We start from the raw sequence: 25,504 nt of genomic DNA, 5'->3' as shown, positions 1-25,504 counted from the left end.
GAAGCATGACACCGACAGCAACAGCCACTGAGCCAGCTGTAGCCTCGGCGAAGGCTGCCGGCATCGGCCGCATCGCCCGGGTCACCGGCCCCGTCGTTGACATCGAGTTTCCGCACGATGCGATTCCCGGTATCTACAACGCCCTGAAGTCGACTGTCACCATCGAAGGCGTGGTGACCCCGATCACGTTCGAGGTCGCCCAGCACCTCGGTGACGACCTCGTCCGCGCCATCGCCCTGAACCCGACCGACGGTCTCGTTCGCGGCCAGGAGGTCACCGACACCGGAGCACCCATCTCGGTGCCCGTCGGCGACGTCACCAAGGGCAAGGTCTTCAACGTCATCGGAGAGGTTCTGAACGCTGACGCCGACGGAACCATGAACGGTGAGAAGATCGAGATCACCGAGCGTTGGCCCATCCACCGGAAGCCCCCGGCCTTCGACCAGCTCGAGTCGAAGACGACTCTGTTCGAGACCGGTATCAAGGTCATCGACCTCCTGACGCCGTATGTGCAGGGTGGAAAGATCGGCCTCTTCGGAGGCGCCGGTGTCGGCAAGACCGTTCTCATCCAGGAGATGATCCAGCGTGTTGCGCAGGACCACGGTGGCGTGTCGGTGTTCGCCGGTGTCGGTGAGCGCACCCGTGAGGGCAACGACCTCATCATGGAGATGGAGGAGGCGGGCGTCTTCGACAAGACGGCGCTTGTGTTCGGCCAGATGGACGAGCCGCCGGGAACGCGTCTCCGCGTCGCCCTGTCGGCGCTGACGATGGCGGAGTACTTCCGCGACGTGCAGAAGCAGGACGTTCTGCTCTTCATCGACAACATCTTCCGCTTCACGCAGGCCGGTTCGGAGGTCTCGACCCTGCTGGGCCGCATGCCTTCCGCCGTGGGTTACCAGCCGAACCTCGCCGACGAGATGGGTGTGCTCCAGGAGCGCATCACCTCGACGCGTGGTCACTCGATCACGTCGCTCCAGGCCATCTACGTGCCTGCCGACGACTACACCGACCCGGCTCCGGCGACCACCTTCGCGCACCTCGACGCGACGACCGAGCTCTCCCGTGAGATCGCGTCGCGCGGTCTCTACCCGGCCGTCGACCCGCTGACCTCGACCAGCCGCATCCTCGACCCCCGCTACCTGGGTGAGGATCACTACAACACGGCCGTTCGAGTCAAGGCGATCCTGCAGAAGAACAAGGAACTCCAGGAGATCATCGCGATCCTCGGTGTCGACGAGCTCTCTGAAGAAGACAAGATCACCGTTTCGCGGGCACGCCGCATCCAGCAGTTCCTGTCGCAGAACACCTACATGGCGAAGAAGTTCACCGGTGTCGAGGGTTCGACGGTTCCGCTGAAGGACACGATCGAGTCATTCACGGCCATCGCCAACGGCGAGTTCGACCACGTGGCCGAGCAGGCCTTCTTCAACGTCGGAAGTATCAACGACGTCGAAGAGAAGTGGGCTCAGATCCAGAAGGAAGACGGCTAGACATGGCTGACGTCACCGGCGCTGCCGCGCCGCTGCAGGTCAGCGTCGTGTCGGCCGACCACGAAGTGTGGTCGGGCGACGCGACGCAGGTCATCGCGAAGACGACCGAGGGCGAGATCGGTATCCTGCGCGGGCACGAGCCCCTGCTGGCGATCCTGTCCGAGGGCGAGGTACGCGTGACGCTGGCCGATGGCAAGCGCATCGTTGCCCGTGCCAACGAGGGTTTCCTCTCGGTCGAGAACGACAGGGTCACCATCGTGGCCCGTGCGGCAGAGTTGGTTTCATAACAGTTGTTGATACTGCTTCCTCCCTCCGAAACGAAGAGGGACGGCGGCACGGATGATCGGCTCGACCTGTCTTCGCTCAGCTTTCCGAAGCTGAAGACGCGTCGGGCCGAACTCGTTCGTGCGGTGCGCACACTTGCGCGGGACGCGGATGCTTCGGCCGCTGCGCTCAAGTTGTCGCCAGGCCTGGCCGCCGTCGAGGTGGCGCGGAACCGCCGGTTGACGCTGTCGCCGACCAGGCCCGCGCTCGACCGCTACACCGGGGTCGTGTTCGACGGGCTCGATGCACCCTCTCTCCCGGCCGCCGCTCGCTCGTTCGCGTTCGCGCACGTCGGGGTGCACTCGGCACTGTTCGGCCCGCTCCTCGCGGGTGACCGCATCCCCGCCTACCGGCTCTCGCACGATTCGCGAGTTCCCGGTCTGGCCGCAACGTCGCTGAAGAAGCACTGGGTCCTGGCCGCCTCCGATGCGTTGGCCAGGCATCCGGGCCTGCTGCTCGACTTCCGCTCGGAGGGGTACGTGGCCCTCGGGCCGGTGGATGCTCGCCCGAACTCGTACTTGCTGCGAGTGTTCACCATGGGGCCCGACGGCTCGCGCCGCGCCCTGAACCACTTCAACAAGAAGGCGAAGGGCGAGCTGACACGTGCCCTCGTCCTCGCGGGCGAGGACTTCTTCTCGGTCGACGACCTCGTCGTGTGGGCGGCCCTGGCCGGTTTCGACCTTCGCATCTCGGGCCCCGCCGAGCTCTCGCTTACCGTCTGACCGCCTTCGATCGAGTGGGCAGTTCAGGCCCCGAGAATTGTCTCTGCGGGCCGGAACTGCCCCATCGATGCGCGGAAGCAGCCCTCCACATGGTCGTCGACGACACCGGCGGACTGCATGAGGGCGTACATCGTCGTGGGGCCGACGAAGCGGAAGCTGAGGGCGCGGAGTGTCTTGCTGAGGGCGGTCGACTCGGGGGTGGTGGCGACGAAGTCCTCCAGGCTGCGGGGGCGCGGCGCGGGGATGGCGGGCACAGAGGCCCAGAGCAGGCGATCGAGCGCGCCAGCGCCCTGCTCGGCGATCAGGTTCTGCGTGATGCGGGCGTTGTTGATGACAGCGGTGATCTTGCCTCGGTGTCGGATGATCGAGGCGTCGGTGACGAGACGTTCCACGTCGGCCTCGTCGAAGGCTGCCACAGCGTCGATGTCGAAGTTGCTGAATGCCGTTCGAAAGGCCGGGCGACGCCGGAGGATGGTGATCCAGGAGAGTCCGGCCTGGAAGCCTTCGAGGCTGATCTTCTCGAACACCTTCTGGTCGGTGTGGAGGGGTGTGCCCCACTCCTCGTCGTGGTACCGCTGATACTCTGCGTCTGAGCCGGCCCAGGCGCAGCGCGGCAGTTCGTCGGTACCGACGATGAGCGCTGACCGAGAGGGTCGGTCAGGCGCGGGAGGAGCGCCGAGCGCGGTCCGTCCGGCTGCCGCTACCGGCGACGGCGCCGCCGCCGTCCCGCCTTGCCCGATGTCGGCGGTCACGCGTGGTGCTCGATACGTTCGTGCTCGAGCAGCCAGATCTTGGTGGGCAGGCCGTTGCCGGCGCTATAACCCGTGAGGCGCCGGTTGGAGGCCAGAACACGATGGCAGCCGACGAGGATGGGCACCGGGTTCGCACCGACGGCACCTCCGACCGCCCTCCCCGATCCGGGGCGCCCGGCAGCCAGCCCGAGCTCACCGTAGGAGAGTGCCTCGCCCCAGCCCACCAGCGACAGTTGATGCCAGATATCGCGCTGGAAGGGTGTGCCCGCGACGTCGAGCGCCACCGAGAATTCGGTGCGGGACCCGGCGAAGTACTCGCTGAGTTGCTGGAGGGCGTCGTCGAGAAAAGGGCTGCGGTGTTCGGCGAGATCGTCGTGGGGGAGCATCCCGGCCCGCTCGATCGAGAGCGACGCGATGCCGTGGTTGGTCGCTGTGATTTCGAGTCGCCCAAGGGGGCTGTCGGTACGGGCGATGAACAGCGGCGTGGGGAGCGAGCCAGCAGGTCGTGAGGCGGTGGCTCGCGGCGCAACGGGTCGTCGCGCGGCGGGCTCTGGTGCGGTGGATGGTGGTGCGGTAGCGGGTGGCGCGGTGAGTGGTGTTGCGGTCATGGCTCGACTGTATCGCCGGGAGAGAGCTTGGGGGGCCGTGCACTGCACTCTGTGGACAACCCGGGTGAAGGAGCCTCCTGTTGACGAGAAGGTGCGCGAGGTACCGTTGACCACACCATGGATTCCCTTGCAGAGCACCACGACTACGGCGACCTTCCGCTCGACGAGGCCGGTCTCGACGCCGATCCGTTCGTGCAGTTCACGACGTGGCTCGCCGAGGCCGAGGCTGCGGGGGTCGAAGAACCGAACGCGATGGTCCTTGGCACCGTGGACGCCGAGGGTGTGCCCAGCAGCCGCACGGTGCTGCTCCGCGGAGTGGACGCCCGAGGCTTCTCCTTCTACTCGAACTATTCGTCAGAAAAGGGCCGGGCGCTAGCCTCGACTCCCGCGGCGACGCTCTTGTTCCCGTGGTATCCAGTGCATCGGCAGGTGATCGTGCAGGGCGAGGTGTCCAGGCTGAGCGCGGCAGAGAGCGACGCCTACTTCGCGAGTCGCCCCCGTGGATCGCAGCTCGCCGCTGCAACCAGCCACCAGTCGCGGCCTGTCGTCTCGCGTGCCGGGCTCGAGCAGAGGGTCGCCGAGCTCACCGCCCGCTTCACGGGACCCAGTGGTGAGGAACTGCCCGTCGAGCGTCCGGTGCACTGGGGCGGGTACCTGCTGGCGCCCCGGCGCATCGAGTTCTGGAAGGGCCGTACCTCGCGACTACACGACCGGCTCGTGTACGCTCGCGATCCCGGCTCGGCGGCCGGCTGGACGGTGACGCGCCTGCAGCCCTGACGCCCTGCAGCTCTGAGGCATGAGCCGGATGCGGCGCGGACGGTTGGCGGTGCAGCGCAGCGGCTGACGTGATGCGGGGTCAGTAGCCGGTGAGCGGCCCGAGCAGGTACGCAGTGCGCGACGGGCGGTCGGTCATCCGCTCTTCGCGGTCGGCCAGGTCGGCCAGGTCGGCCGAGGCGAGGCGGAGGTTGGTGCCAACACAACCGCGTGATCTGTGAGCGGAGCGGCGACGCGCCTCGAGGCTGGACGGTGACCCGACTGCAGCCCCGACTTCGCTACTCGAGGAGCAGACGCCCCGTGAGCGCTGCGCGTGCGGCAAGGAACGCGGAACGAGATATTGCAGACACATGGGAAGAGCACAGAAATACGATCGCAACAACGATTTATTCTCACCTGTCGTAGCATGAGAACATGCTGAAAACACTTGTCGAGGCGCGACTCGGAAGAGTCATCGACGAAGTTCAGGCCAACGTGTTGGCGAACCTGGCAAGAGAGTGGCTGTGGTGGCCGCACGATACGCCGACTGTGCCCGGGCTTGCTGCGGAACTTCTGGCGTCGGGCTTTTCGACGGACAAAATGGCTTTGCTCGCCGGACTGTCGCGGCACGACGATCGACGCGAGATACAGGAAGCGTTCAATGGCGCGATGACAGAGCTGGGACTGGACTGGTATTCGACCGACCGCCGCAGGGATGCGGAGTTGCGATGCGCCCTCTGCTGCGAGGTTATTCGTCGTCGAGCTGTCAGACCGACGGTTGGTGCCCAATACTTCGCGCACTCGTACTTCTACGACCTGAGGGAGGATCCCGGTGCCGTCTATCTTCCGCTCGTGGGCCTAGTGGTCGAATTGGAGGAAAGCGATGTGAGCAGCCAGTGCAGGTTCGATCGGTTCATCCTCGAGTATCTCGACAAAAAAGACCTCGGCGGTGACTGAGCTTTTCAGTGGCCGGTGAGGGGCCCGAGAAGGAGCGCGGTGCGTGACGGGCGGCCGGTCATCCGTTCCTCCCGGTCGGCAAGGTCGGCCGACGCGAGGCCGAGGTTGGTGCCCAGGAACCGGAGGGGCTCAGGCTCCCAGCGCGGCGAGAGGTGGTTCACCCACGGCAGTGTGCGGAGGTCGGCACCGGGCGCGGCGAGGCTCGGGTCGTTGCCGGTCATCAGGGCGGTGAGGGTGCGGCCCGCAAGGTTCGTGGTGCTGAGGCCGTCGCCGACGTAGCCGCCCGCGTACGCGATCCCGGTGCGGGGGTTGAACGAGGCGGAGGCATGCCAGTCGCGTGGCACACCGATCGGCCCGCCCCAGCGGTGGGTCACCTCCGCGTCGAACGCGTCGGGGAACAGGTCGACCAGCGTGTCACGGAGGTGGTCGAACACCCGCTCCACGGTGTCATAGGAGGGCCGGATGCTCGACCCCCAGTGATAACGGGCGCCACGTCCGCCGAACGCAAACCGGTTGTCGGCGGTGCGCTGGCCGTAGATCAGCAGGTGACGGTAGTCGCTGAAGGTGTTGCCGTGGGCGATGCCGGCAGACTCCCAGAACGTGTCGGGTAGCGGCTCGGTCGCGATCATCAGCGAGTAGAGGGGGAGGATGCGGCGTCCGACGCCGGGCAGCTTGGCGCCATAGGCCTCGGTGGCGATGACGATGCGGTCAGCGGCGACTGTGCCGGTGCCGGTGCCGGCGCCGGTGCTGGATGTCGCGGCCGATGCCGCCCGGAAGGTGACGTGGCCCGGCACCCACGACACGACCTCGGTGTGTTCGTGAATGCGCACGCCGAGACGCTGGACGACTGCCGCGAGTCCGTGCACGAGCTTTCCCGGGTGCAGCCGCGCGCAGGCGGGGTCGTGGGTGGCGCCGAGGGCTCCTGCCGGATGGCCTGCTGTCCCCGTCGTGGGCGCGGCGGCGGTCGCGGAGGAAGCTGAGTTGTGCAGGCCGCCGCCCACGAACGACGTGTACGTCAGTCGGTCGACTCCGAAGCGGTCCGCCTCCTCCACCTCGGCGTGCGCCGCTGCGACCTGCACGGGACTCATTGCGAACGTGAGCGTGCCACCCTGCGCGAAGTCGCAGTCGATGCCCTCGAGCGCGGTCACGCGGCCCACCTCCGCGACGGTCGCGACCATCGCGGAGCGCATCGCGACGGCGGCGTCGAATTCGTGCGTGCGTTCGAGTGATGCCGCCGAACGCGGGAACAGCGCTGAGCACCAGCCACCATTCCGCCCGGAGGCTCCGAACCCGACGGTCTCCTTCTCCAGAACGACGATCGCAAGCGACGGGTCGGCCTTAGCGAGGTAGTAGGCGGTCCAGAGCCCGGTGAGGCCTGCTCCGATGATGCAGACGCTGGCAGCCAGGTCGGATGTCGCCGCCGAACGGTCGGCACGGGCATCCGGGGCCGCTCCCGGCGCCCTCTCGTCCCAGAAGTTCATGGCACGCTCCTTCATGGTGGTGGGGCATTCGTGAGATGGGTGTGACCTGGTGAGATCCGCATGAGAGTCTCACCAGGTGGCAGCTGTCTCACGTGCGGCTGGGGTGGCGAGGGCGCGGGCGGGTCAGAGGCGCGCCCACGCCTCCGTCAGCACCCCGCGGAGGATGCCCTCGATCTCGTCGAACTCGGGCTGGCCCACGGTGAGCGGCGGCGCGAGCTGGATGACCGGATCGCCCCGGTCGTCGGCCCGGCAGTACAGGCCGGCATCGAAGAGAGCGCGGGAGAGGAAGCCGCGCAGCAGCCGCTCCGACTCGTCGTCGTCGAACGTCTCCTTCGTCGCCTTGTCCTTCACGAGCTCAATGCCGAAGAAGTACCCGTCGCCCCGCACGTCGCCGACGATCGGCAGGTCGTTGAGGCGCTCGAGCGTCGAACGGAAGGCCGGCGACAGCGTCCGCACGCGTTCGTTCAGCTTCTCCTCCTCGAAGATGTCGAGGTTCTCGAGCGCCACCGCGGCGGACACCGGATGCCCACCGAACGTGTAGCCGTGCGAGAACGAGGCATGGCCGTGCTTGAACGGCTCATACACCCGATCCGACACGATCGTCGCACCGATGGGGGAGTATCCGCTCGTCATGCCCTTCGCGCAGGTGATCATGTCGGGCACGTAGCCGTACTCGTCGCAGGCGAACATGTGGCCGATGCGGCCGAAGGCACAGATCACCTCGTCGCTCACCAGCAGCACGTCGTACTGGTCGCAGATCTCACGCACGCGCTTGAAGTAGCCGGGGGGAGGGGGGAAACATCCACCCGAGTTCTGCACCGGCTCGAGGAAGACCGCGGCCACCGTCTCCGGACCCTCGAACAGGATCATCTCTTCGATGCGGTTCGCCGACCACTGTCCGAAGGCCGTCAGATCATCGGCGTGCTCGGATGCGCGGTAGAAGTTCGTGTTCGGCACACGGAAGCCGCCGGGAGTCACCGGTTCGAACATCTCCTTCATCGCGGGGATGCCGGTGATCGCCAGCGCCCCCTGCGACGTGCCGTGGTAGGCCACCGCACGGGAGATGACTTTGTGCTTGGTGGGGCGGCCCTGCAGCTTCCAGTAGTACTTGGCGAGTTTGAATGCCGTCTCGACGGCTTCGCCGCCGCCCGTGGAGAAGAAGACGCGGTTCAGGTCGCCGGGCGCGTAACCGGCCAGTCTGTCGGCGAGTTCGATGGCAGCCGGATGCGCGTACGACCAGAGGGGGAAGAACGACAGCTCAGCGGCCTGCTTCGCCGCCACCTCGGCCAGACGCTGCCGCCCGTGGCCGGCGTTCACCACGAAGAGCCCGGAGAGACCGTCGATGTACTTCTTGCCGGTGGAGTCCCAGATGTGGTGGCCTTCGCCCTTGACGATGATGGGCACGCCGGCACCGTCCTCCATGACCGACTGGCGGGCGAAGTGCATCCAGAGGTGGTCTTTGGCCTTCTGCTGCAGGTCGGCCTCGTCGAACTTCGACGACAGCCCCGGGTCGGAGACCGCCGACGAGGAGGTGTTGGGCGTGACGGGCGTGGGTGTGAGTGTCATGGTTACCGTGTTCCCCAGTTGTAGAGCTGCTTGTGCAGCTTCAGGTAGACGAAAGTCTCGGTCGAGATGACCCCCGGAAGGGTGCGGATCTCCGAGTTCAGAAGGGTGATGAGGTCTTCGTCGTTCTCGCAGACGACCTCGATCAGCAGGTCGAAAGTGCCGGCGGTGAGCACGACGTAGTCGACGGCGGGAAGGGCGGCCAGGGCATCCGCGACGATGCGGGTGTCGCCCGTCACCTTCACGCCGATCATCGCCTGGCGGTAGAAACCGAGCTGGAGGGGGTCGGTGACGGCGACGATCTGCATGACGCCGGCATCGGTCAGCTTCTGCACGCGCTGGCGCACCGCAGCTTCGCTCAGACCCACCGCTTTGCCGATCTCTGCGTAGGATCGACGACCATCGCTCTGCAGCTGCTCGATGATCGCTTTCGCGGTCGCGTCGAGCGGGGCAGGGCGGGGCTTGGGGCTCATGGCCCGATTGTGTCAGTCGATAGACGGATCTGCAAGCGGATCCGTAGCAGAACCCGCATAGGACCCACGAAATCCACCGCGAGGGGTGGCCATGGGCCGCCGCCGTGCGCGTCGCTGAGGCCATGCCGGGCCGCCGCGCCGCAACGGGCCGATCGTCTAGTCTTGATCGGTATGGCTGTTGCCCCGAAACGCAGCCCGTAGAGAAAGACCTCCGGCGTGACGCAGATCGGCGACAGTACAGGGCGCATCCGCGTCACCACGCCCCAGGGCTCCGAAGCCGCGTTCACCGTCTCGTGGTGCGCGCTGACCGACGTCGGCAAGAAGCGCAAGGTCAACGAGGACAGCGTGGCCGCGGTGCCGCCCATCTTCGCGGTCGCCGATGGCATGGGAGGGCACGAGGCCGGCGACATCGCCAGCGCCGCCGTCGTCACAAGACTCGGTGAGGTTCAGGGAGAGAGCTTCACGAGTGCCGACATCATCGACGGGGCGCTGACCCTTGCCCTCGCCGACATCGACGTCGTGGGCGATGCAAACGTGCTCGGCACGGGAACCACCGTCACCGGGGTCGCCCTCACCCTCGTCGACGAGCTGCCCCGCTGGGCCGTGTTCAACATCGGCGACTCCCGCGTCTACCAGTATCTGAACGGGGCGCTCGAACGCGTGACCGTCGACCACTCCGTAGTGCAGGAACTGGTGGATGCCGGGCTCATCACTGCCGAACAGGCTGAGACCCACCCGGACAGCAACATCATCACGCGGGCGGTCGGCTTCCATGAGAAGCCGGTGCCCGATTACTCCCTGCTCGACGTGCTGGAGGGCCAGCGCATCCTGGTCTGCAGCGACGGGCTCACGAAGGAGCTGACCGACCACGGCATCGCGCACTTCCTCGAGCAGTCGTCGACGCCCGACGTGGCGGCGGCCGGGCTGGTGGATGCCGCACTAACGAACGGCGGACGAGACAACGTGACCGTGCTGGTCATCGATGTGAGTCGCTGAGCGCACAGAGCTGCTGGGCGCAGTGTGCCGCTGAGCCCACAGACCTTCCCGCGCGTGATCTCGCGATTCCGGAACGGAATTCGTGAAGATTGTGTTTCGTGATGGTGCTTTTCGACGCTTTCACCCCATGGCGGTGCGGTGCTGTGCCAGTATCGGGATCACCGATTTTGAGGGAGTGCAGAACCGATGCCGCTTGAACGCCCGCAGGACCCGATGCTCATCCAAGCCATCCGCCACTCGCAGGCGATGCAGCGTGCGCGCCAGCTGAACCTCACTCGCCGGGGCTTCCTCGGCGCGGTGGGGCTCGGTGCAGGGGCGCTGGCCCTCGCCGCGTGCGCACCCGTCACCGCCACCCAGAAGGCCCTCACGCCGGCCGCCGATCTCTCTGCCACGCAGAAGACGCTGATCTGGGACAACTGGCCGGGCTACATGGACGAAGACGACGCAGGTGCCAACCCCACCCTCGACGCCTTCCGCACTCAGACCGGCCTCGACGTGACGTACAACGTGGCGGTCGACGACAACAACACGTACTACGCCAAGGTGAAGGACCAGCTCGCCCTCGGCCAGGACATCGGTGCCGACACCGTGTGTCTCACCGACTGGATGGTCTCCCGCCTCGTGCGCCTGGGCTACATCCAGGATCTCGACCATGCCAACATGCCGAACCTCGCGAACATGAATGCGTCGTTCGCGAACCCCGACTTCGACCCGGGGCGCGCGAAGAGCGTGCCGTGGCAGGGCGGCTTCGCCGGAATCTGCTGGAACAAGGAGAAGGTGCCGAACGGTCTGAAGTCGATCGACGACCTGTGGAGCGCCGACCTCAAGGGTCGCGTGGGTGTGCTCAGCGAGATGCGCGACACGATCGGCCTGATCATGCTCAACCAGGGCACCGACATCACGGGCGACTGGGCGGATGACAAGTTCACCAACGCGATGGACGTCTTCACCAAGCATGTCTCCGAGGGCCAGATCCGCAACATCAAGGGCAACCAGTACCTGAACGACCTGCAGAGCGAGGACACCTACGCCGCGATCTGCTGGTCGGGCGACATCACCTCGCTGAACGCGACGGCCGGCGACAAGTGGCAGTTCGCGATCCCGGATTCGGGTGGAACGCTCTGGAACGACACCTTCGTGGTTCCGATGGGGTCGGCTCACAAGGCGAATGCCGAGTCGGTCATGAACTACTACTACGAGCCCGAGGTCGCCGCGACCCTGGCCGCCTGGGTGAACTACATCAGCCCGGTCGACGGAGCGAAGGAGGCGATGGATGCCATCGACCCCGAGCTCGCGACGAACCAGTTGATCTTCCCGGATGCCGACACCCTGTCGAGCGTGCACGTCTTCCGCACGCTTTCCGCGCAGGAGGAGAACGACTTCGGGGCGCAGTTCCAGAAAGTGCTGCTGGGCAGCTGATGGCCGCAGGGACTTTTGCCGAGAAGGGCGCCGACCTCGAACTCGTCGGCATCACCAAGACGTTTCCGGGCTTCACCGCGATCCGGTCACTGGATCTGTTCATCCCTGCGGGGTCGTTCTTCGCCCTTCTCGGGCCCTCGGGCTGCGGCAAGACGACCACTCTCCGGCTGGTGGCGGGGCTCGAGGAGCCCACGGCCGGGCGCATCGTCATCGGCGGCAAGGATGTGACGTCGACGAAGTCGTTCCAGCGGCCGGTGAACACAGTGTTCCAGTCCTATGCGCTGTTCCCGCACATGAGTGTGCTCGAGAACGTCGCGTTCGGGCTCCGTCGGCGGGGGATCGCGTCCCCGCTCGAGAAGGCGCACGAGGCGCTCCGGCTGGTCGAACTCGATCACCTCGCCGCGCGTCGGCCGGCCCAGCTCTCGGGCGGGCAGCAGCAGCGCGTGGCGCTCGCCCGTGCCGTGGTCAATCGGCCGGCGCTGCTGCTGCTCGACGAACCGCTCGGCGCGCTCGACCTGAAGCTCCGCCGGCAGATGCAGCTCGAGCTGAAGGACATCCAGACCGAGGTGGGGCTGACGTTCCTGCACGTCACCCACGACCAGGAGGAGGCCATGACCATGGCCGACACGATCGCGGTGATGAACCGGGGCGAGATCGAGCAGATGGGCGCGCCCGAGGAGCTCTACGAGCTGCCTCGCACGGCTTTCGTTGCGAACTTCCTCGGGCAGTCGAACCTGTTCACGGGCGAGGTCGTCTCGTCGACTCCGGATGCTCTCACTGTTGCCAGCGCCGGGCAGCAGCTGGTCATCCCTTCCGCCCGCGCCCCGCGCCGCTCAGGGACGGTCACCGTCGGTGTGCGGCCGGAGAAGCTGCTGCTGCTGACGGCTCCTCCTGCCGCGCCGTCATCCGGCGTCAACGTGCTCGGGCCGGGGCGCGTCATCGACGTGTCGTTCAGCGGGGTGAGCACGCAGTACACGATCGCCGTGCCGGGGATCGGGGACGTGATCGTGTTCGCGCAGAACATGGTGTTCGGGCCGGTGGTGCACGTCGGCGCCGAGGTGTGGGTGAGCTGGAACGTCGAGCACGGCTTCGGCCTCGAAGACTCTCCCGCCGAGGCGGCTGCGGGTGTCGCGGATGCCGCGTCCGCCGCGGGTGCCGATGGCGACGTCGCCACGTCCGCTCTGACGACGGTGAAGGCCTGAGGCGTGGCGTTCTCGGCGTTCGCGTCCACACCGGCTGCGGCAGGGCCGGTCGTTCGCCGCCGCAGCTGGATCGCCCTCGTGCTGCTGCTTCCGGGCATCCTGTACCTGCTGCTGTTCTTCATCACGCCGCTGATCTCGCTGGTGTTCACGTCGTTCCAGCAACCGGTGATCAACGGGGACATCGGGCAGTACAGTGCAGGATTTCAGTGGTCGAACTACACCGACAGTGTGGTTCAGTACCTGCCGCTCATCCTGCGGGCGTTCGGATACGCGCTGCTGGCGACACTGCTCGCACTGGTGATCAGCTACCCGCTGGCGTACTTCATCGGGGTGAAGGTGCGCGGCTTCCCGCTCGTGCAGAGCCTGCTGCTGACACTCGTGATCGCGCCGTTCTTCATCAGTTTCCTGCTGCGGACGCTCGCCTGGAAGCAGATCATGAGCGACGAGGGACCGATTGTGGTGGGTCTAAAGGCGCTCTCGATCTTCCCGTCGGACGGGCACATCACGGGCACGCCCTTCGCCGTGATCTTCGGGCTGACGTACAACTTCATACCGTTCATGACGCTGCCGCTGTACGCGACGCTCGAACGGTTGGATGTGCGCTTCATCGAGGCGGGCAACGACCTCTACGCGTCGCCGTTCACGACCTTCCGGAAGATCACGGTTCCGCTGTCGCTGCCTGGGATCGTGTCGGGAACACTGCTGACGTTCATCCCGGCCGCCGGCGACTACATCAACGCGTCAGGAGACTTCCTCGGATCGGCGCAGACGTCGATGGTGGGAAATGCGATCGAGTCGAACTTTCTCGTGACGCAGAACTATCCGGTGGCCGCAGCGCTGTCGATCGTGCTGATGGCGGTCATCCTGATCATCGTGGGCTTCTATGTGCGGCGGGCCGGAACGGAGGACCTGATATGAGTGCGGAGTCGGTGTCGGGCGCACCGTCGTGGACGAAGCCGCGGGCGCGGGGGGTGTCTGGCGGTGCGTCTGCGACAGGGGCCGACGTCACCTGGTCGCTGTCCGCAGAATCGGCTCACGGAGCATCGCGGCTGGCGACGGCGTCGCCCGGCGGCATCGCGCGGGAGCTCGAGGCTCCGGTGGCGGGTCCGGGTGCGGGCGGTGGGCGCGGTGCGGCTGCGCCGGGGCGCCGCCGCGGCATCCGGTTCCGGGGGCTCGGGCTGCCGGTCTACACGGCGCTGGCGCTGCTGTTCCTGCTGATCCCGATCGCGTACACCTTCGTGTTCTCGTTCAACAATTCGGGCAAGCTGAACATCGCGTGGCAGGGTTTCACCCTCGACAAGTGGACGAACGTCTGCGCGGCGCAGGGTGTCTGCGAGGCGTTCGCCAACAGCATCCTGGTCGGAGTGGTCGCGACGGTGCTGGCTACCGCCCTCGGGACCGCGATCGCAATCGCGCTGGTGCGTTACCGGTTCCGGGCGCGGTCGGCGATCTCGCTTCTGTTGTTCCTGCCGATGGCGACGCCCGAAGTGGTGCTGGGGGCGGGGCTCGCGGCGCAGTTCCTGTCGCTGGGGGTCAATAAGGGGCTCGCGACGATCATCATCGCGCACACGATGTTCTGCATCAGCTTCGTGGTGGTCACGGTGAAGGCGCGGGTGGCGTCCCTCGACCCGGCGCTCGAGGAGGCCGGGCGTGACCTCTACGGATCGCCCGTGGCGGTATTCTGGCGCATCACGTTCCCCCTGCTGCTGCCCGGGATCGCGGCGGCAGCCCTGCTCTCGTTCGCGCTCAGCTTCGACGACTTCATCATCACCAACTTCAACTCGGGGGCCGTGGACACCTTCCCGAAGTTCATCTACATCGCGGCTGCGCGCGGCATCCCGGCGGAGGCGAACGTGGTGGCGTCGGCCGTCTTCATCCTGGCGATCGTGATCGTCGTGGTCGCGCAGGTGACGCGGGCCGCGCGCGCTGCGCGCCTCGCCCGCCTCCGCGGCTGACCCCGCTCCGCCCGCTCGGCCGCCCTCCGCCGCAATCGAAACACCGAAAACTGTCGGTATCCAGCGTTCGGAACGTCAGTTTTCGGTGTCTCGAGGAGGTCAGAGGGCGGGGAGGTCAGTGGGCGGGGAGGAGGGCTTCGCCCAGACGGATGGCGCCGACGGGGGCGGTGCCGCCGTAGACGGTGAGGTCGAGGCGAGGGAGGACAGCGTCGACGGAGGCTTGCGAGAGGGCGCCGGCGCGCACGAGGAGGGTGAGGCCGACGAGGGTGGCGGCGCGGAGGTTGCCGTCGAGCATCTTGAGCGCGACGGTGGTGCCCGCGGTGCCGGTGGCAGCGGCGGGTGCGGCTGCGTCGCCGGTGGCGAGCGGCTCGGAGTGGCCTGACGCCTCGGCGGCACTGGGAGCGGCCGAGGCTGCGGTGGTCGACATCACCATCACGCCCTCGGCGCCGAGCTTCGAGAAGACGGCGAGCTCGTCGATGCAGAGGGTGTTCGCGCGGCCGGGGCCATCGATCGCCCAGCCGTTCGCGAGCACGGAGGCTGTGAGCGTGGCCGCTTCTGCCGAGACGAGACGGTCGAAACCGAGGGCGGCGGTGTGATCGCTCGCGCCGTCGTCGCCGCCGGAGGCAGCGTGCTCCGAGACAGCCGGCGCGAAGACGTCGACCGGAGCATCGGCCGCGTCGACCGGGCTGAGCAGCGGGGCGAGGGTAAGTGCGGAGGTGATGCGCCCGATACCTCGGGCCAGCCCCACGAGCGACACAGCGTGGACGGGCGCGCCGCAGCCGTCGACGGCGGAGGCCGCGACGGACTCGCCGGTCAGTTCCTCGATGGTGGCGAGGATGCGCTGCTGCAGCGGGTGCGACGGTTCGAGGTACGTGTCCAGAGGCCAGTCGTTGACGACGCACGCGAGCAGCATGGCTGCGTGCTTGCCCGAGCAGTTCATGTAGAGCGGCGACCGGTCGAGACCCGCTCGCACGAGGGCGTCGCGTGCCCCCGAGGATCCTGGCCAGTCGTGCGGGCACTGCAGGGCATCCGGAGCCAGACCGGCGAGCTGCAGGATGCTCTGAACAACGGCCACGTGCTCAGGGGTGCCTGCGTGGCTGGCCGTCGCGAGCACCGTCTGCACGGCATCCAGTGACACACCCGAACCATCCAGCCCGCGGAGCACCGCCAGCGCCTGGAACGGCTTCAGGCAGGAGCGCGGGATGATCGGGGCCGACGGATCTCCGAGAGTGCTGAGGATGTCGCCTGCGGGCGAGAGGACGACCGCGGAGCCGACATGGCGTGATTCGACGAAGCCGCTCCGCTCCACGACCGCGAGCTCGACCCCCGCGGATGCTGCGAAGGTGCCGGCGGCAGGGGTGCCGGGGGTCGCGTGCGCACCGGTCGCAGGCGCGCCGTGGGCAGGTTCGCGCGGGGCGGGGCTGCCCACGGCAGCGCTCACGCGAGCTGCCCCGCGGCCAGCGCGGCGAAGCCGTCGTCGAGCACGCTGAGGGCGTCTTCGAGTAGGGCATCGCTGATCGTCAGGCTGGGCAGGAAGCGCAGCACGTTGCCGTACGTTCCTGCGGTGAGGATGATCACTCCCTGCGAGGCCGCGTACGCCGCAAGGGCGGTGACGGCGGCTCCGTTCGGCTCCTTCGTGGTGGCGCCCGTGCCGGGCTGCACGAGCTCGATCGCGATCATCGCGCCGACGCCGCGCACGTCGCCGATGATGTCGTACTTCTTCTGCAGGTCGAGCAGGCCGTTGGAGAGCGTCTGCTCCACGCGGGTCGCTTCGGCGAGCAGGCCGAGGCGTTCGATCTCGCCGAACACCGCAACCGCCGCGGCTGCCGCGACGGGGTTGCCGCCGAAGGTTCCGCCGAGACCGCCCGGCAGGGCGGCATCCATGATCTCGGCTCGCCCGGTGACGGCCGCGAGCGGGAGGCCGCCCGCGATGCCTTTGGCCGAAGTGATGAGGTCGGGGGTGAGGCCGAAGTGCTCGCTTGCGAAGTACTTGCCGGTGCGGGCCATGCCGCTCTGGATCTCATCTGCGACGAAGACGATGCCGTTCTCGGTGCACCACTGCTGGAGCGCCGGCAGGAATCCCTCGGCGGGCAGCACGAAGCCGCCCTCGCCCTGGATCGGCTCCACGACGAGGCAGGCGAGGTCGTACGCGCCGACCGTCTTCTCGAGGTAGGCGATGGTGCGGGCCGCAGCCTCGGCACCCGTGAGGCCGTCGTGGTACGGGTAGGAGTTCGGGGCGCGGTAGACGTCGCCGGCGAACGGCCCGAACCCGGTGGAGTACGGGGAGGCCTTGAAGTTCATGGCCATCGTGAGGTTCGTGCGGCCGTGGTACGCGTGCTCGAGCACGGCGACGCCGACGCGGCGGGTGTACTTGCGGGCGATCTTCACTGCGTTCTCGACGGCCTCGGCGCCCGAGTTCGCGAGCATGGTCTTCTTCGGGAAGTCGCCGGGTGTGTGCTCGGCGAGGAGCTCGGCGACCCGCACGTACTCCTCGTAGGGCGTGACGGTGAAGAGCGTGTGGGTGACATCGTTCAGCTGCTCGGTCGCTGCTGCGACGACGCCGCCCTGGGTGTGGCCGACTGTCGTCACGCCGATGCCGGCGCCGAGGTCGATGAACTGGTTGCCGTCGACATCCACCAGGATCGCGCCGTTCGCCTTCGCGATGTACACGGGCAGAACGGATGACACTCCCACCGGAACCACGGCGAGGCGTCGCTCGTGCAGGGCGTTCGACGCGGGGCCGGGGATCGCGGTGACGATCTTCCGCTCCTGAGGGATGGTGAACGCGGAGGTGCCGAGAGTGTCAGTCATAGTCCTCAAGAATACCGGGCCGAACGCGTTCGGTGGAGGCATAGGGTTGAGTTGTGACTGAGCATCGCTACACAGTGAATGTCGAATGGCTGGGCAATCGCGGAACCGGCACGAGCAGCTACCGCGACTACTCTCGGGCGGGCGTGATCCGCGCCGCCGGAAAGGTGGAGTTGCCGTCCTCGGCCGACCGCACGTTCCACGGCGACCGCGACCGCTGGAACCCCGAGGAACTGTTGCTCGCGGCGCTCGCGGAGTGCCACATGCTGTCGTATCTGCACGTGGCGGTGACGCACGGGGTGGTCGTGACCGGCTACGAAGACGCCGCGACGGGGACGATGGTTCAGGAAGGCCAGGGCGGCCACTTCACGTCGGCGACGCTCCATCCGGAGGTCACCCTCGCCGACCCCGCCCAGGTGGAGCTGGCGAACAGCCTCCACGGCGAGGCGAGCGGGTACTGTTTCATCGCCCAGTCAGTGAACTTCCCTGTGCTGCATGAGCCGCGGGCCCAATGACGCGCGAGGCTGGTAGCAGCATCCGGATGCCCGCCCGACCGACCTGCGGCGACAACTCATGACGCGCTACCAGCGTGTCGTTCTCGTGGTGGCGATTCTCTCGTCGTTCATCTCGTTCCTCGACGGCACCGTCATCAACGTCGCCCTGCCCGCGATCACCCGGGAACTCGGCGGGGGCCTCGCGGGGCAGCAGTGGGTCGTCGACGCCTACCTCATCTCGCTCACAGCCGTCATTCTGCTCGCCGGTTCGCTGAGTGACGCATTCGGGCGCCGCCGCGTCATCTTTTGGGGGCTGCTCGGGTTCGGGGCGGCATCCATTCTGTGTGCGGTCTCGCCGACGGATGAGTTCCTGATCGTGAGCCGCGGCATCCAGGGCATCGCGGGAGCGTTGCTGGTGCCGAGCTCGCTGGCGATCATCATCGCGAATTTCGACGGACCGAAGCGGGCGAAGGCGATCGGGCAGTGGACGGCGTGGACGAGCACGGCCTTCCTCGCCGGCCCGCTCCTCGGCGGTGTGCTCGTCGACCTGCTGTCGTGGCGGCTGGTGTTCGCGATCAACGTGATCCCGATCGCGATCACGCTCGTGATGCTGCGAAAAATCCACGTCGAGCCGCCTCGACCGGTCAAGCCGGTCATCGACTACCGCGGGGCCGTGCTCGGGATCCTCGGCATCGGGCTCCCGGTGTTCGCCCTGATCGAGCAGGGCCGGCTCGGCTGGGCGAACCCCGTGGTGTGGGGTGCGCTGGTGGTGGGGGTCGTGGCGTTCGTGCTGTTCATCGCGAACGAGCGGCGGGTGCCACAGCCGATGCTGCCGCTCAGCCTGTTCCGGGTGCGGAACTTCTGGGTCGGCAACCTCGCGACGACGTTCGTCTATGCGGCGATCTCGCTCGGGTCGTTCCTGCTGACGCTGTTCCTGCAGCAGGTCGCGGGGTACACCGCGACGCAGGCGGGGCTCGCTTCGCTGCCGTCGACGATCATCAGCATCGCGCTGTCATCGCTGTTCGGCACGCTGGCGGGCAAGTACGGGTCGCGGCTCTTCATGGCGGTCGGGCCGGTGATCGCGGCGGTCGGCTGGGTGCTGCTGTCGCAGGTCACGGCGTCGGCCGACTACCTGACGCAGGTGTTCCCGGGCACGGTGGTCTTCGCGCTCGGGATGACCGTGACCGTCGCACCGCTCACCGCCGCCATTCTCGGGGCGATCGACCCCGAGCGTGCCGGCATCGCTTCGGCCGTGAACAACGCCGTCGCGCGCGTCGCAGGGCTGATCGCGACTGCGGCGGCGGCGCTGATCGTGGGGGAGGCGCTCACGGTCGACGGATTCTCGCGCGGCGTGCTCACGACGGCGGCGCTGCTCGTGGTGGGCGGCATCGTGTCGGCCATCGGCATCCAGAACGCCCGCCGGCCCGCCAAGGTCTGACGGGGCCACGCCCCCCACCCACCTATCCATCCACCGAAATTTGTCGCTTCGAGCGTCACTTACCGACAAATTTCGGTGGATCGACGCCGCTGGCGGGGAGGGAGTGGGGGGCGGGTCAGCGGGTGGCGCGGCGCGGGAGCTTCGGGAGGGCGTGCTGGTCGAGCCAGGCGGCGAAGAGGCCGCCGACGGGGGCCGGCGAGTGCGCCTGTACGAGGGCGACGAACTCCGGCGTCGAGACCGAACCGTGGCGGTTTGTCGCCACCCACTCCCGCAGCACCCGGAAGAAGATGTCGTCGCCAAGCGTGCGGCGAATCGCATGCAGTGTGAGCGCGCCGCGCTTGTAGAGCCGGTCGTCGAACATCCGCGCGGCACCCGGGTCCCCGATCATCAGGTCTTTCGGCAGGCGGTTGAGGCGCGTCCACGCGGTTGTCGCGCAGTCGTCGGCCGAGAGCGATCCGGATTCCTCCGACCAGAGCCACTCGGCGTAGCAGGCGAAGCCTTCGTGCAGCCAGATGTCCTTCCAGCGGGAAGCGGTCAGCGAGTTGCCGAACCACTGGTGCGAGAGCTCGTGGGCGATGAGGCGTTCCGAGCCGCCGACCCCGTCGATGTGGTTGCGGCCGAAGATCGCGAGGCCCTGGGCTTCGAGCGGGATCTCGAGCTCGTCATCGGTGACGACGACCGTGTAGTCGTCGAACGGATACTCCCCGAACAGTCGCTCGAACAGGGCCATCATGCGCCCCTGCGCCTCGAAGTCGGCGAGAGCGTTGGGCCGCAGGTCGTCGGGCAGCAGCACGAACTGCGGAACGCCATCCTGGGACACATGCATGGTCTCGTAGAGCCCGATCTGCACGGTCGCCAGGTAGGTGGCGAGAGGTTCTGCCGAACGGAACTCCCAGCGCGTGCGGGAGGCGCGTTGCGTCTTCTTCATGAGTTCGCCGTTGCACAGCACGCGGTAGGCCGATTCGGCGGCGAACGCGATCGTGTAGGTCGCCTTGTTCGACGGATGATCGTTGCAGGGGAACCACGACGGCGCCCCGCTCGGCTGCCCGGCCACGATCACGCCGTCGGTGAGTTCCTCCCAGCCGACCTCGCCCCACTGGCTCCGCACCGGCTTCGGCTGTCCGCTGTACTTGACGACCACCGTGAACTCCACTCCCTTGTTGAGCGGTGTGAGAGGGGTGACGACGAGCTTCCGGGCCGTCTGCGTGAGGTGCGCCGAGCGGTGCCCGTCGACGCTCACCTTGCTCGCGACGAGCCCGGCGAAGTCGAGGCTGAAGCTCGAGAGGCGTTGCGTCGCCACGGCGGTGATGGTGGCCGTGGCACTCAGCCGGTTTGAGGAGACGCGGTAGTCGCAGTCGATGTCGTAGTGCAGCACGGTGTAGCCGCCGTTGCCGCTGGTCGGCAGGTATGGGTCGCCGAGGGAGCGGGCTCCCGCAGCCGCCAGTGCCGTGGAGGTGGGGCGCGCCATCAGCCACCCGCCGGCGACAGGCCGGCTTCGGCCGCGGTCTCGAGGCGGAGCGCGGAGGAACCCTGGCCCGCGACATCCGGAGCAGGCGGCTGGTCGGCCCACGGCGCGATCGGGTTGCCCGCCCAACGCGACCCCGACGGAACGTGCTCGCCCCGCATCACCAGCGAGGCCGGCCCGACGGTCGCGTCGCTGCCGATCGACGCGGCAGGAAGGATGACTCCGTGCGGCCCGATCGTCGCTCCGTCGTCGAGCGCCACACTGTCGAGGCTCATCACGCGGTCGTGGAAGAGGTGCGTCTGCACAACGACACCCCGATTGACTGTGGATCCCGCCCCGAGGGAGATCAGGTCGGCCTCGGGGAGCCAGTACGTCTCGATCCACGCGCCTCGGCCGATGCGCGCGCCGATCGACCGCAGCCACCACGCCAGAGCGGGCGTCCCGGAGGCGGCGTTCGCGAACCAGGGAGCGGCAACCATCTCCACAAAGGTATCCGACACTTCGTTCCGCCAGACGAACGACGACCAGAGTGGATGTTCACCCAGCCGGATCCGCCCGACGAGAGCCCACTTCGCCGCCGTCGTGATGACCGCCGCGATGCCACCACCGGCAAGCATCACCGCGCCGGAGAGCACGATCGCCCAGCCGAGTCCGAGCGTGCCGAGGAGGAGTTCGAGCAGGACGGCGATTCCGAGGCCGATCGCGACGCTGACCATCACGGGTATGAGGCGGCCCAGTTCCCAGAGCGCGCGGGCGACCTTCAGCCGCCCCGAGGGGTGGAAGGTGCGGCCCTCGTCGAACTCGGTGACCTGCCGGCGGAGCCGCACGGGCGGGTTGCCGAGCCACGACGACCCGCTCTTGGCCTTGCGGGGGGTCGCGCTGAGAACAGCCACGAGACCATTCCGCGGCACGGTGCGGCCGGGGCCGGTCATCCCGCTGTTGCCGAGGAACGCGCGCTTGCCGACCTTCGCCTCGTCGATGCGGAGCCAGCCCCCGCCGAGCTCGTAGGAGGCGACCATGGTGTCGTCGGCGAGGAAGGCCTGGTCGGCGATCGTGGTCATCTTCGGCAACAGGAGTACCGTCGAGGCTTCGACGTCCCGGCCGACGGTGGCCCCGAGCATCCGGAGCCAGACGGGCGTGAAGAGGCTCGCGTAGAACGGGAACAGCACGGTACGAGCGGCATCCAGCAGGCGTTCGGTCGCCCAGACCTGCCATCCGATTCGGCTCCGCACGGGGTAGCTGCCGGGGCGGAGGCCGATGCCGAGCAGGCGCGCCGCTATCACGGTGAGGCCCGCGTAGACGATGCCGGCCGCGATCGTGGCGAGCGGGATGGCCGCCAGCAGGCGGAGGGCGGCGTCGCCGAGGCTCGGCAGGGGCGTGAAACCGGATCCGGTCGCCGTGCCCGCGGTGCTCGCGACCGACGTCGTGACCGACTCGAACAGGGGCGTCTGGGCCGAACCGCCGCTGGTGCTCCCGAGGCCGCCGAGGGCGCCGGGGTCAAGGCTCAGCCCGAGGAACCAGCCCGCGACGGCCGCCCCGGCGAGCACAGCCAGCACGGGCAGCAGCGAGAGCGCGACGGAACCCGCAGCGAACGCGACCAACCAGCGGGCGTTCCGGGGCGGCCTGCCGCTCGGCCAGTCGGGGTGGGCCTTGCCGCGTCGTTCGGCGGGGGATCCGGCCCAGAGCTGGCCCGCGGGCACCCGTCCCGACACGGCGGAACCCGGGGCGATCTCCGCTCGCCGGCCGATCCGCGTACCCGGCAGGAGGGTGCTCCGCGCACCGATGGCCGCATCCGCTCCGATCTGGATGCTGCCGAGCCGCAGGATGTCGCCATCGATCCAGTAGCCCGAGAGGTCCACCTCGGGTTCGACGGATGCCCGGGCGCCGATCTTCAGCATGCCGGTGATGGGCGGGAGGGTGTGCAGGTCGACGCCGGGGGCGATCTTCGCCCCGAGGGCCCGGGCGTAGGTGATGATCCAGGGTGCGCCCGCGAGGTTGGTCGCACCGACCAGCTGGGCGATCTGCTCGGCGAGCCAGAGGCGCACATGCACGGTCCCACCCCGCGGGTGATCGCCCGGTTCGACGCCGGCCAGCAACGTGCGGGCCGCGAGCACCGAGATCGCCATGCGCCCGAAGGGCGTGATCAGAACGATAAACCCCACGAGGATGTACCACCACGAGATGGTGGGCGCCCAGGTGAAGACGCCGAACAGCTGCAGCACGTTGTTCACGGCGAGCACGTAGGTGAGCCAGCGCAGACCGACGAGCACATAGAGCGGGATGCCGAGCAGGGTCTGGGCGAGCTGGGTGCCCGGCGGGGTCGGTCGCACGGGTGCGCGCTTCGCCGCGGTCACGGGGGAGCGGGCATCCAGTTCCGCGGCCAGGGCGCCGATCCGCGGGTGGTCGTAGATGTCGGCGACGGTGGTCTCCGGGAACCGGGTGCGGATGACCGACACGAGTTGCGCGGCAGACAGACTCCCGCCGCCGAACGCGAAGAAGTCGTCGTCGGGGCCGGTGACCGGGGCCCCGAGGATGGCGGTGAAGTGTTCGGCGATCCAGAGGGCCGTCTCGCTGAGGGTGGGGTCGGGGCCTGCACCCTTCTTGAGGCGCGTGGCGGTGCCGCTTCCCCCGCCGCTGCCGTTGCCGCCGCCGGCTCTGGATGCGGCGTCGCCACCGGCCCCGGCCCCGGCCCCGTTTCGGGCCCCTGAGCCCCGCGCACTGGGCAGCGGCCACGGGAGCGCCGCCTTGTCGACCTTGCCCGAGGTGCGGGTCGGCAGGCCGTCGACGACCGCGAGCAGGGGGATGAGGGCGGCCGGGAGCGATTCGCGAAGCGCCGCCGTCGCGGCGACCGTGTCGAACGGGGTGCTCGTGTCGCCGGCGACCAGGTATCCCACGAGCACCTGGTTGCCCGCGGCGGTGCGCCGTACCACGGCAGCCGCACCCGCGACCCCGGGCAGGGCCTGGATCGCCGCCTCGACCTCGCCCAGCTCGATCCGCCGACCGCCGAGCTTCACCTGGTCGTCGGCGCGGCCCTGGAACAGCAGCCCGGCACGGTCGAACACCACGAGGTCGCCGCTGCGGTAGGCGCGATCCCAGCGGAGGGTCGGCATCGGGGCGTACTTCTCGGCGTCCTTGGCCGGGTCGAGGTAGCGCGCCAGCCCGACCCCGCCGATGATGAGTTCGCCCGTCTCGCCCTCGGCGACCGGATGCCCGTCGCCGTCGACCACGGCCAGTAGCCAGCCGTCGAGCGCCAGTCCGATGCGCACGGGTCCGACTCCGTCGAGCAGGGATCCGCAGGCGACCACCGTGGCCTCGGTGGGTCCGTAGGTGTTCCAGACCTCGCGGCCGTCGACGGCGAGACGCGCGACGAGCTCGGGTGGGCAGGCCTCGCCGCCGAAGATGAGCAGCCGCACCAGCTCCAGCGACTCGAGGGGCCAGAGCGCCGCGAGCGTCGGCACGGTCGAGACGATGGTGATGCTGTGCGAGATCAGCCACGGGCCGAGGTCCACTCCCGAACGCACCAGCGAACGCGGGGCCGGAACGAGGCAGGCGCCGTGTCGCCACGCGAGCCACATCTCCTCGCAGGAGGCGTCGAAGGCGACGGAGAGGCCGGCTAGCACGCGGTCGCCGGGGCCGATCGGCTCGTCCTGAAGGAACATCCGCGCCTCGGCGTCGACGAACGCCGCAGCCGAACGGTGGCTCACGGCGACACCCTTGGGCGTGCCGGTCGAGCCGGAGGTGAAGATGATCCACGCGTCCAGGTCGGGTGTCGGGCCGCCGACCACGGGGAGGGTGCCGGTGGGGGAGCCTGCGGTCGGGATGCTCGCGGTGGACGGATGCCCGGGGCGGTCGGTCTCGTCGCCGGGCGCTCCTACGCCATCCGGATGCCCGCTCCGCACCAGCTCGCCGTCGGCACCGATCACGCCGACCACTCCGGCCTCGCCGAAGACGAGCGTCGCGCGCTCCTCGGGGTCGTCGGCGTCGACCGGAACGTAGGCCGCGCCGGCGACGAGCACCCCGAGGATCGAGATGTAGAGCGTGCGGGTGCCCGACGGGATGCGGATCCCCACCCGGTCGCCGCGGCGCACACCGGCCTCCGCGAGCCGGGCCGCGGTGCGGTTCACCTCACGCAGCAGCTCGCGGTAGCTCAGGGTGCCCGCCGCGTCAGCGAGGGCGGAGGCCTGCGGGTTCGCGGCGGCACTCTCCCGCAGGATGTCGACCAGCGTGCGCGGCTCGGGAGTCGGCCCGGCGCTGAGGATGCCGGCGCTCGCGCTGTTCGCGCTGCCTGTGTCTGCGCCAGCGATGCCCGCGCTGTTCGCGCTCGCCGTGACTGCACCGCTCACGCTCACGCTCGCCGTGCCGGTGCTCGCGTCGCCTGCGCCCGGCGTGCCCGCGCCCGGCGTGCCCGCGACCCCGCTCGCGATGTCTGACGGGGCAGGGGTGTTCGAAGCGGAGGTCATGCCGGGCATCCTCTGCTCTGTCGCTGTCTGGTCTGACGCACTCTGGCGATTCCCCGTGGGGGTCGGGTGGGGAGCCCAGTTTAGGGGCCGCGGGTTAACTGGAGGTGAACCGCCGCGGCACCCACCGGCCTGTCAGGTGCGGCG

Annotated in this window: 22 protein-coding genes; 12 read left to right on the top strand and 10 right to left on the bottom strand. The window is 68.4% G+C overall.

Annotated elements, in window-relative coordinates; all coding sequences use genetic code 11:
* The first annotated feature begins 5 nt into the window (after positions 1–5).
* From atpD to B7R22_RS09765, 3 genes are read left to right on the top strand one after another with little or no spacing between them, the layout of a single operon-like run.
* Complete coding sequence (gene atpD / locus B7R22_RS09775; protein WP_116411549.1) at positions 6–1,490, top strand: F0F1 ATP synthase subunit beta; 1,485 nt, start codon at positions 6–8, stop codon at positions 1,488–1,490.
* A gap of 2 nt (positions 1,491–1,492) precedes the next feature.
* Entirely contained in the window at positions 1,493–1,777 is a 285-nt protein-coding gene (locus B7R22_RS09770) for a F0F1 ATP synthase subunit epsilon (protein WP_116411548.1), read from the top strand.
* A 6-nt stretch (positions 1,778–1,783) separates the two neighbouring features.
* Complete coding sequence (locus B7R22_RS09765; protein WP_253258991.1) at positions 1,784–2,536, top strand: YaaA family protein; 753 nt, start codon at positions 1,784–1,786, stop codon at positions 2,534–2,536.
* A 23-nt stretch (positions 2,537–2,559) separates the two neighbouring features.
* Here B7R22_RS09765 and B7R22_RS09760 read toward each other — a convergent pair whose 3' ends face one another.
* Both B7R22_RS09760 and B7R22_RS19805 read right to left on the bottom strand, forming a co-directional pair.
* On the bottom strand, positions 2,560–3,171 hold the full coding sequence (locus B7R22_RS09760) for a DNA-3-methyladenine glycosylase I (protein ID WP_116411591.1): 612 nt from the start codon (positions 3,169–3,171) through the stop codon (positions 2,560–2,562).
* Between the two features lie 113 nt (positions 3,172–3,284).
* Positions 3,285–3,896 carry a methylated-DNA--[protein]-cysteine S-methyltransferase gene (locus B7R22_RS19805; protein ID WP_116411546.1) on the bottom strand — a complete coding sequence of 204 codons (612 nt, stop codon included), beginning with the start codon at positions 3,894–3,896 and terminating at the stop codon, positions 3,285–3,287.
* Between the two features lie 117 nt (positions 3,897–4,013).
* Between B7R22_RS19805 and pdxH the strand changes: the two genes are divergently transcribed.
* The gene (gene pdxH, locus B7R22_RS09750) at positions 4,014–4,673 is read left to right on the top strand and encodes a pyridoxamine 5'-phosphate oxidase (protein WP_116411545.1); all 660 of its coding nucleotides are present in this window, start codon (positions 4,014–4,016) and stop codon (positions 4,671–4,673) included.
* A gap of 79 nt (positions 4,674–4,752) precedes the next feature.
* Here the strand turns inward: pdxH and B7R22_RS18800 are convergent, their stop codons facing one another.
* Positions 4,753–5,022, bottom strand: a complete 270-nt coding sequence (locus B7R22_RS18800) for a hypothetical protein (protein WP_147305345.1) — start codon at positions 5,020–5,022, stop codon at positions 4,753–4,755.
* Between the two features lie 62 nt (positions 5,023–5,084).
* On the opposite strand from B7R22_RS18800, the gene B7R22_RS09745 reads away from it, so the two are divergent.
* The gene (locus B7R22_RS09745; RefSeq protein WP_116411544.1) at positions 5,085–5,606 is read left to right on the top strand and encodes a hypothetical protein; all 522 of its coding nucleotides are present in this window, start codon (positions 5,085–5,087) and stop codon (positions 5,604–5,606) included.
* Positions 5,607–5,611: 5 nt separating this feature from the next.
* Here the strand turns inward: B7R22_RS09745 and B7R22_RS09740 are convergent, their stop codons facing one another.
* From B7R22_RS09740 to B7R22_RS09730, 3 genes are all read right to left on the bottom strand, one after another.
* Positions 5,612–7,087, bottom strand: coding sequence for an NAD(P)/FAD-dependent oxidoreductase (locus B7R22_RS09740; protein WP_116411590.1), 1,476 nt, complete (start codon positions 7,085–7,087; stop codon positions 5,612–5,614).
* Between the two features lie 123 nt (positions 7,088–7,210).
* Positions 7,211–8,653 (bottom strand): aspartate aminotransferase family protein, encoded by a 1,443-nt coding sequence (locus tag B7R22_RS09735; RefSeq protein WP_116411543.1) that lies wholly within the window; start codon positions 8,651–8,653, stop codon positions 7,211–7,213.
* A 2-nt stretch (positions 8,654–8,655) separates the two neighbouring features.
* The gene (locus B7R22_RS09730) at positions 8,656–9,123 is read right to left on the bottom strand and encodes an Lrp/AsnC family transcriptional regulator (protein WP_116411542.1); all 468 of its coding nucleotides are present in this window, start codon (positions 9,121–9,123) and stop codon (positions 8,656–8,658) included.
* A 216-nt stretch (positions 9,124–9,339) separates the two neighbouring features.
* Between B7R22_RS09730 and B7R22_RS09725 the strand changes: the two genes are divergently transcribed.
* The 5 genes from B7R22_RS09725 to B7R22_RS09705 all read left to right on the top strand — a co-directional run bounded on the left by B7R22_RS09725 (position 9,340) and on the right by B7R22_RS09705 (position 14,695).
* Positions 9,340–10,119 carry a PP2C family protein-serine/threonine phosphatase gene (locus B7R22_RS09725; protein WP_116411541.1) on the top strand — a complete coding sequence of 260 codons (780 nt, stop codon included), beginning with the start codon at positions 9,340–9,342 and terminating at the stop codon, positions 10,117–10,119.
* A 186-nt stretch (positions 10,120–10,305) separates the two neighbouring features.
* On the top strand, positions 10,306–11,538 hold the full coding sequence (locus tag B7R22_RS09720; RefSeq protein WP_172582292.1) for an ABC transporter substrate-binding protein: 1,233 nt from the start codon (positions 10,306–10,308) through the stop codon (positions 11,536–11,538).
* Positions 11,538–12,740, top strand: coding sequence for an ABC transporter ATP-binding protein (locus B7R22_RS09715; RefSeq protein ID WP_116411540.1), 1,203 nt, complete (start codon positions 11,538–11,540; stop codon positions 12,738–12,740). Before B7R22_RS09720 ends, B7R22_RS09715 begins: the two co-directional genes overlap by 1 nt.
* A 3-nt stretch (positions 12,741–12,743) precedes the next feature.
* Positions 12,744–13,658, top strand: a complete 915-nt coding sequence (locus tag B7R22_RS09710; RefSeq protein WP_116411539.1) for an ABC transporter permease — start codon at positions 12,744–12,746, stop codon at positions 13,656–13,658.
* 239 nt (positions 13,659–13,897) lie between these two features.
* Positions 13,898–14,695, top strand: a complete 798-nt coding sequence (locus B7R22_RS09705; protein WP_253258996.1) for an ABC transporter permease — start codon at positions 13,898–13,900, stop codon at positions 14,693–14,695.
* 115 nt (positions 14,696–14,810) lie between these two features.
* Here the strand turns inward: B7R22_RS09705 and B7R22_RS09700 are convergent, their stop codons facing one another.
* Positions 14,811–16,136: an asparaginase gene (locus B7R22_RS09700; protein WP_367379187.1), complete on the bottom strand. Its 1,326-nt coding sequence runs from the start codon at positions 16,134–16,136 to the stop codon at positions 14,811–14,813.
* Entirely contained in the window at positions 16,133–17,506 is a 1,374-nt protein-coding gene (gene gabT, locus B7R22_RS09695; RefSeq protein WP_116411537.1) for a 4-aminobutyrate--2-oxoglutarate transaminase, read from the bottom strand. The genes B7R22_RS09700 and gabT overlap by 4 nt, the downstream gene beginning before the upstream one ends.
* A gap of 53 nt (positions 17,507–17,559) precedes the next feature.
* Here gabT and B7R22_RS09690 point away from each other — a divergent pair, with 53 nt between their 5' ends.
* Entirely contained in the window at positions 17,560–18,018 is a 459-nt protein-coding gene (locus B7R22_RS09690; protein WP_116411536.1) for an OsmC family protein, read from the top strand.
* A gap of 58 nt (positions 18,019–18,076) precedes the next feature.
* Positions 18,077–19,435 (top strand): DHA2 family efflux MFS transporter permease subunit, encoded by a 1,359-nt coding sequence (locus tag B7R22_RS09685; RefSeq protein WP_116411535.1) that lies wholly within the window; start codon positions 18,077–18,079, stop codon positions 19,433–19,435.
* A gap of 115 nt (positions 19,436–19,550) precedes the next feature.
* Here the strand turns inward: B7R22_RS09685 and B7R22_RS09680 are convergent, their stop codons facing one another.
* Together B7R22_RS09680 and B7R22_RS09675 are read right to left on the bottom strand one after the other, a co-directional pair.
* Positions 19,551–20,903 (bottom strand): M1 family metallopeptidase, encoded by a 1,353-nt coding sequence (locus B7R22_RS09680; RefSeq protein WP_116411534.1) that lies wholly within the window; start codon positions 20,901–20,903, stop codon positions 19,551–19,553.
* Positions 20,903–25,360 (bottom strand): Pls/PosA family non-ribosomal peptide synthetase, encoded by a 4,458-nt coding sequence (locus B7R22_RS09675; RefSeq protein WP_116411533.1) that lies wholly within the window; start codon positions 25,358–25,360, stop codon positions 20,903–20,905. Before B7R22_RS09675 ends, B7R22_RS09680 begins: the two co-directional genes overlap by 1 nt.
* Positions 25,361–25,504 lie beyond the last annotated feature (144 nt).

This window comes from Subtercola boreus (assembly GCF_003399635.1).
Taxonomy (GTDB): Bacteria; Actinomycetota; Actinomycetes; order Actinomycetales; family Microbacteriaceae; genus Subtercola; species Subtercola boreus_B.
The sequence above is the reverse complement of the archived record's forward strand: the minus strand, read 5'-3'. Positions and strand labels throughout refer to the sequence as shown.

Excerpts from the sequence above, each read along its gene's own strand:
- B7R22_RS19805 (WP_116411546.1), bottom strand. The coding sequence starts at position 3,896 with ATGACCGCAACACCACTCACCGCGCCACCCGCTACCGCACCACCATCC.
- B7R22_RS18800 (WP_147305345.1), bottom strand. The coding sequence starts at position 5,022 with ATGTGTCTGCAATATCTCGTTCCGCGTTCCTTGCCGCACGCGCAGCGC.
- B7R22_RS09735 (WP_116411543.1), bottom strand. The coding sequence starts at position 8,653 with ATGACACTCACACCCACGCCCGTCACGCCCAACACCTCCTCGTCGGCG.
- B7R22_RS09675 (WP_116411533.1), bottom strand. The coding sequence starts at position 25,360 with ATGACCTCCGCTTCGAACACCCCTGCCCCGTCAGACATCGCGAGCGGG.
- gabT (WP_116411537.1), bottom strand. The coding sequence starts at position 17,506 with ATGACTGACACTCTCGGCACCTCCGCGTTCACCATCCCTCAGGAGCGG.
- B7R22_RS09745 (WP_116411544.1), top strand. The coding sequence starts at position 5,085 with ATGCTGAAAACACTTGTCGAGGCGCGACTCGGAAGAGTCATCGACGAA.
- B7R22_RS09770 (WP_116411548.1), top strand. The coding sequence starts at position 1,493 with ATGGCTGACGTCACCGGCGCTGCCGCGCCGCTGCAGGTCAGCGTCGTG.
- B7R22_RS09715 (WP_116411540.1), top strand. The coding sequence starts at position 11,538 with ATGGCCGCAGGGACTTTTGCCGAGAAGGGCGCCGACCTCGAACTCGTC.
- B7R22_RS09740 (WP_116411590.1), bottom strand. The coding sequence starts at position 7,087 with ATGAACTTCTGGGACGAGAGGGCGCCGGGAGCGGCCCCGGATGCCCGT.
- pdxH (WP_116411545.1), top strand. The coding sequence starts at position 4,014 with ATGGATTCCCTTGCAGAGCACCACGACTACGGCGACCTTCCGCTCGAC.
- B7R22_RS09685 (WP_116411535.1), top strand. The coding sequence starts at position 18,077 with ATGACGCGCTACCAGCGTGTCGTTCTCGTGGTGGCGATTCTCTCGTCG.
- B7R22_RS09730 (WP_116411542.1), bottom strand. The coding sequence starts at position 9,123 with ATGAGCCCCAAGCCCCGCCCTGCCCCGCTCGACGCGACCGCGAAAGCG.
- atpD (WP_116411549.1), top strand. The coding sequence starts at position 6 with ATGACACCGACAGCAACAGCCACTGAGCCAGCTGTAGCCTCGGCGAAG.
- B7R22_RS09720 (WP_172582292.1), top strand. The coding sequence starts at position 10,306 with ATGCCGCTTGAACGCCCGCAGGACCCGATGCTCATCCAAGCCATCCGC.
- B7R22_RS09680 (WP_116411534.1), bottom strand. The coding sequence starts at position 20,903 with ATGGCGCGCCCCACCTCCACGGCACTGGCGGCTGCGGGAGCCCGCTCC.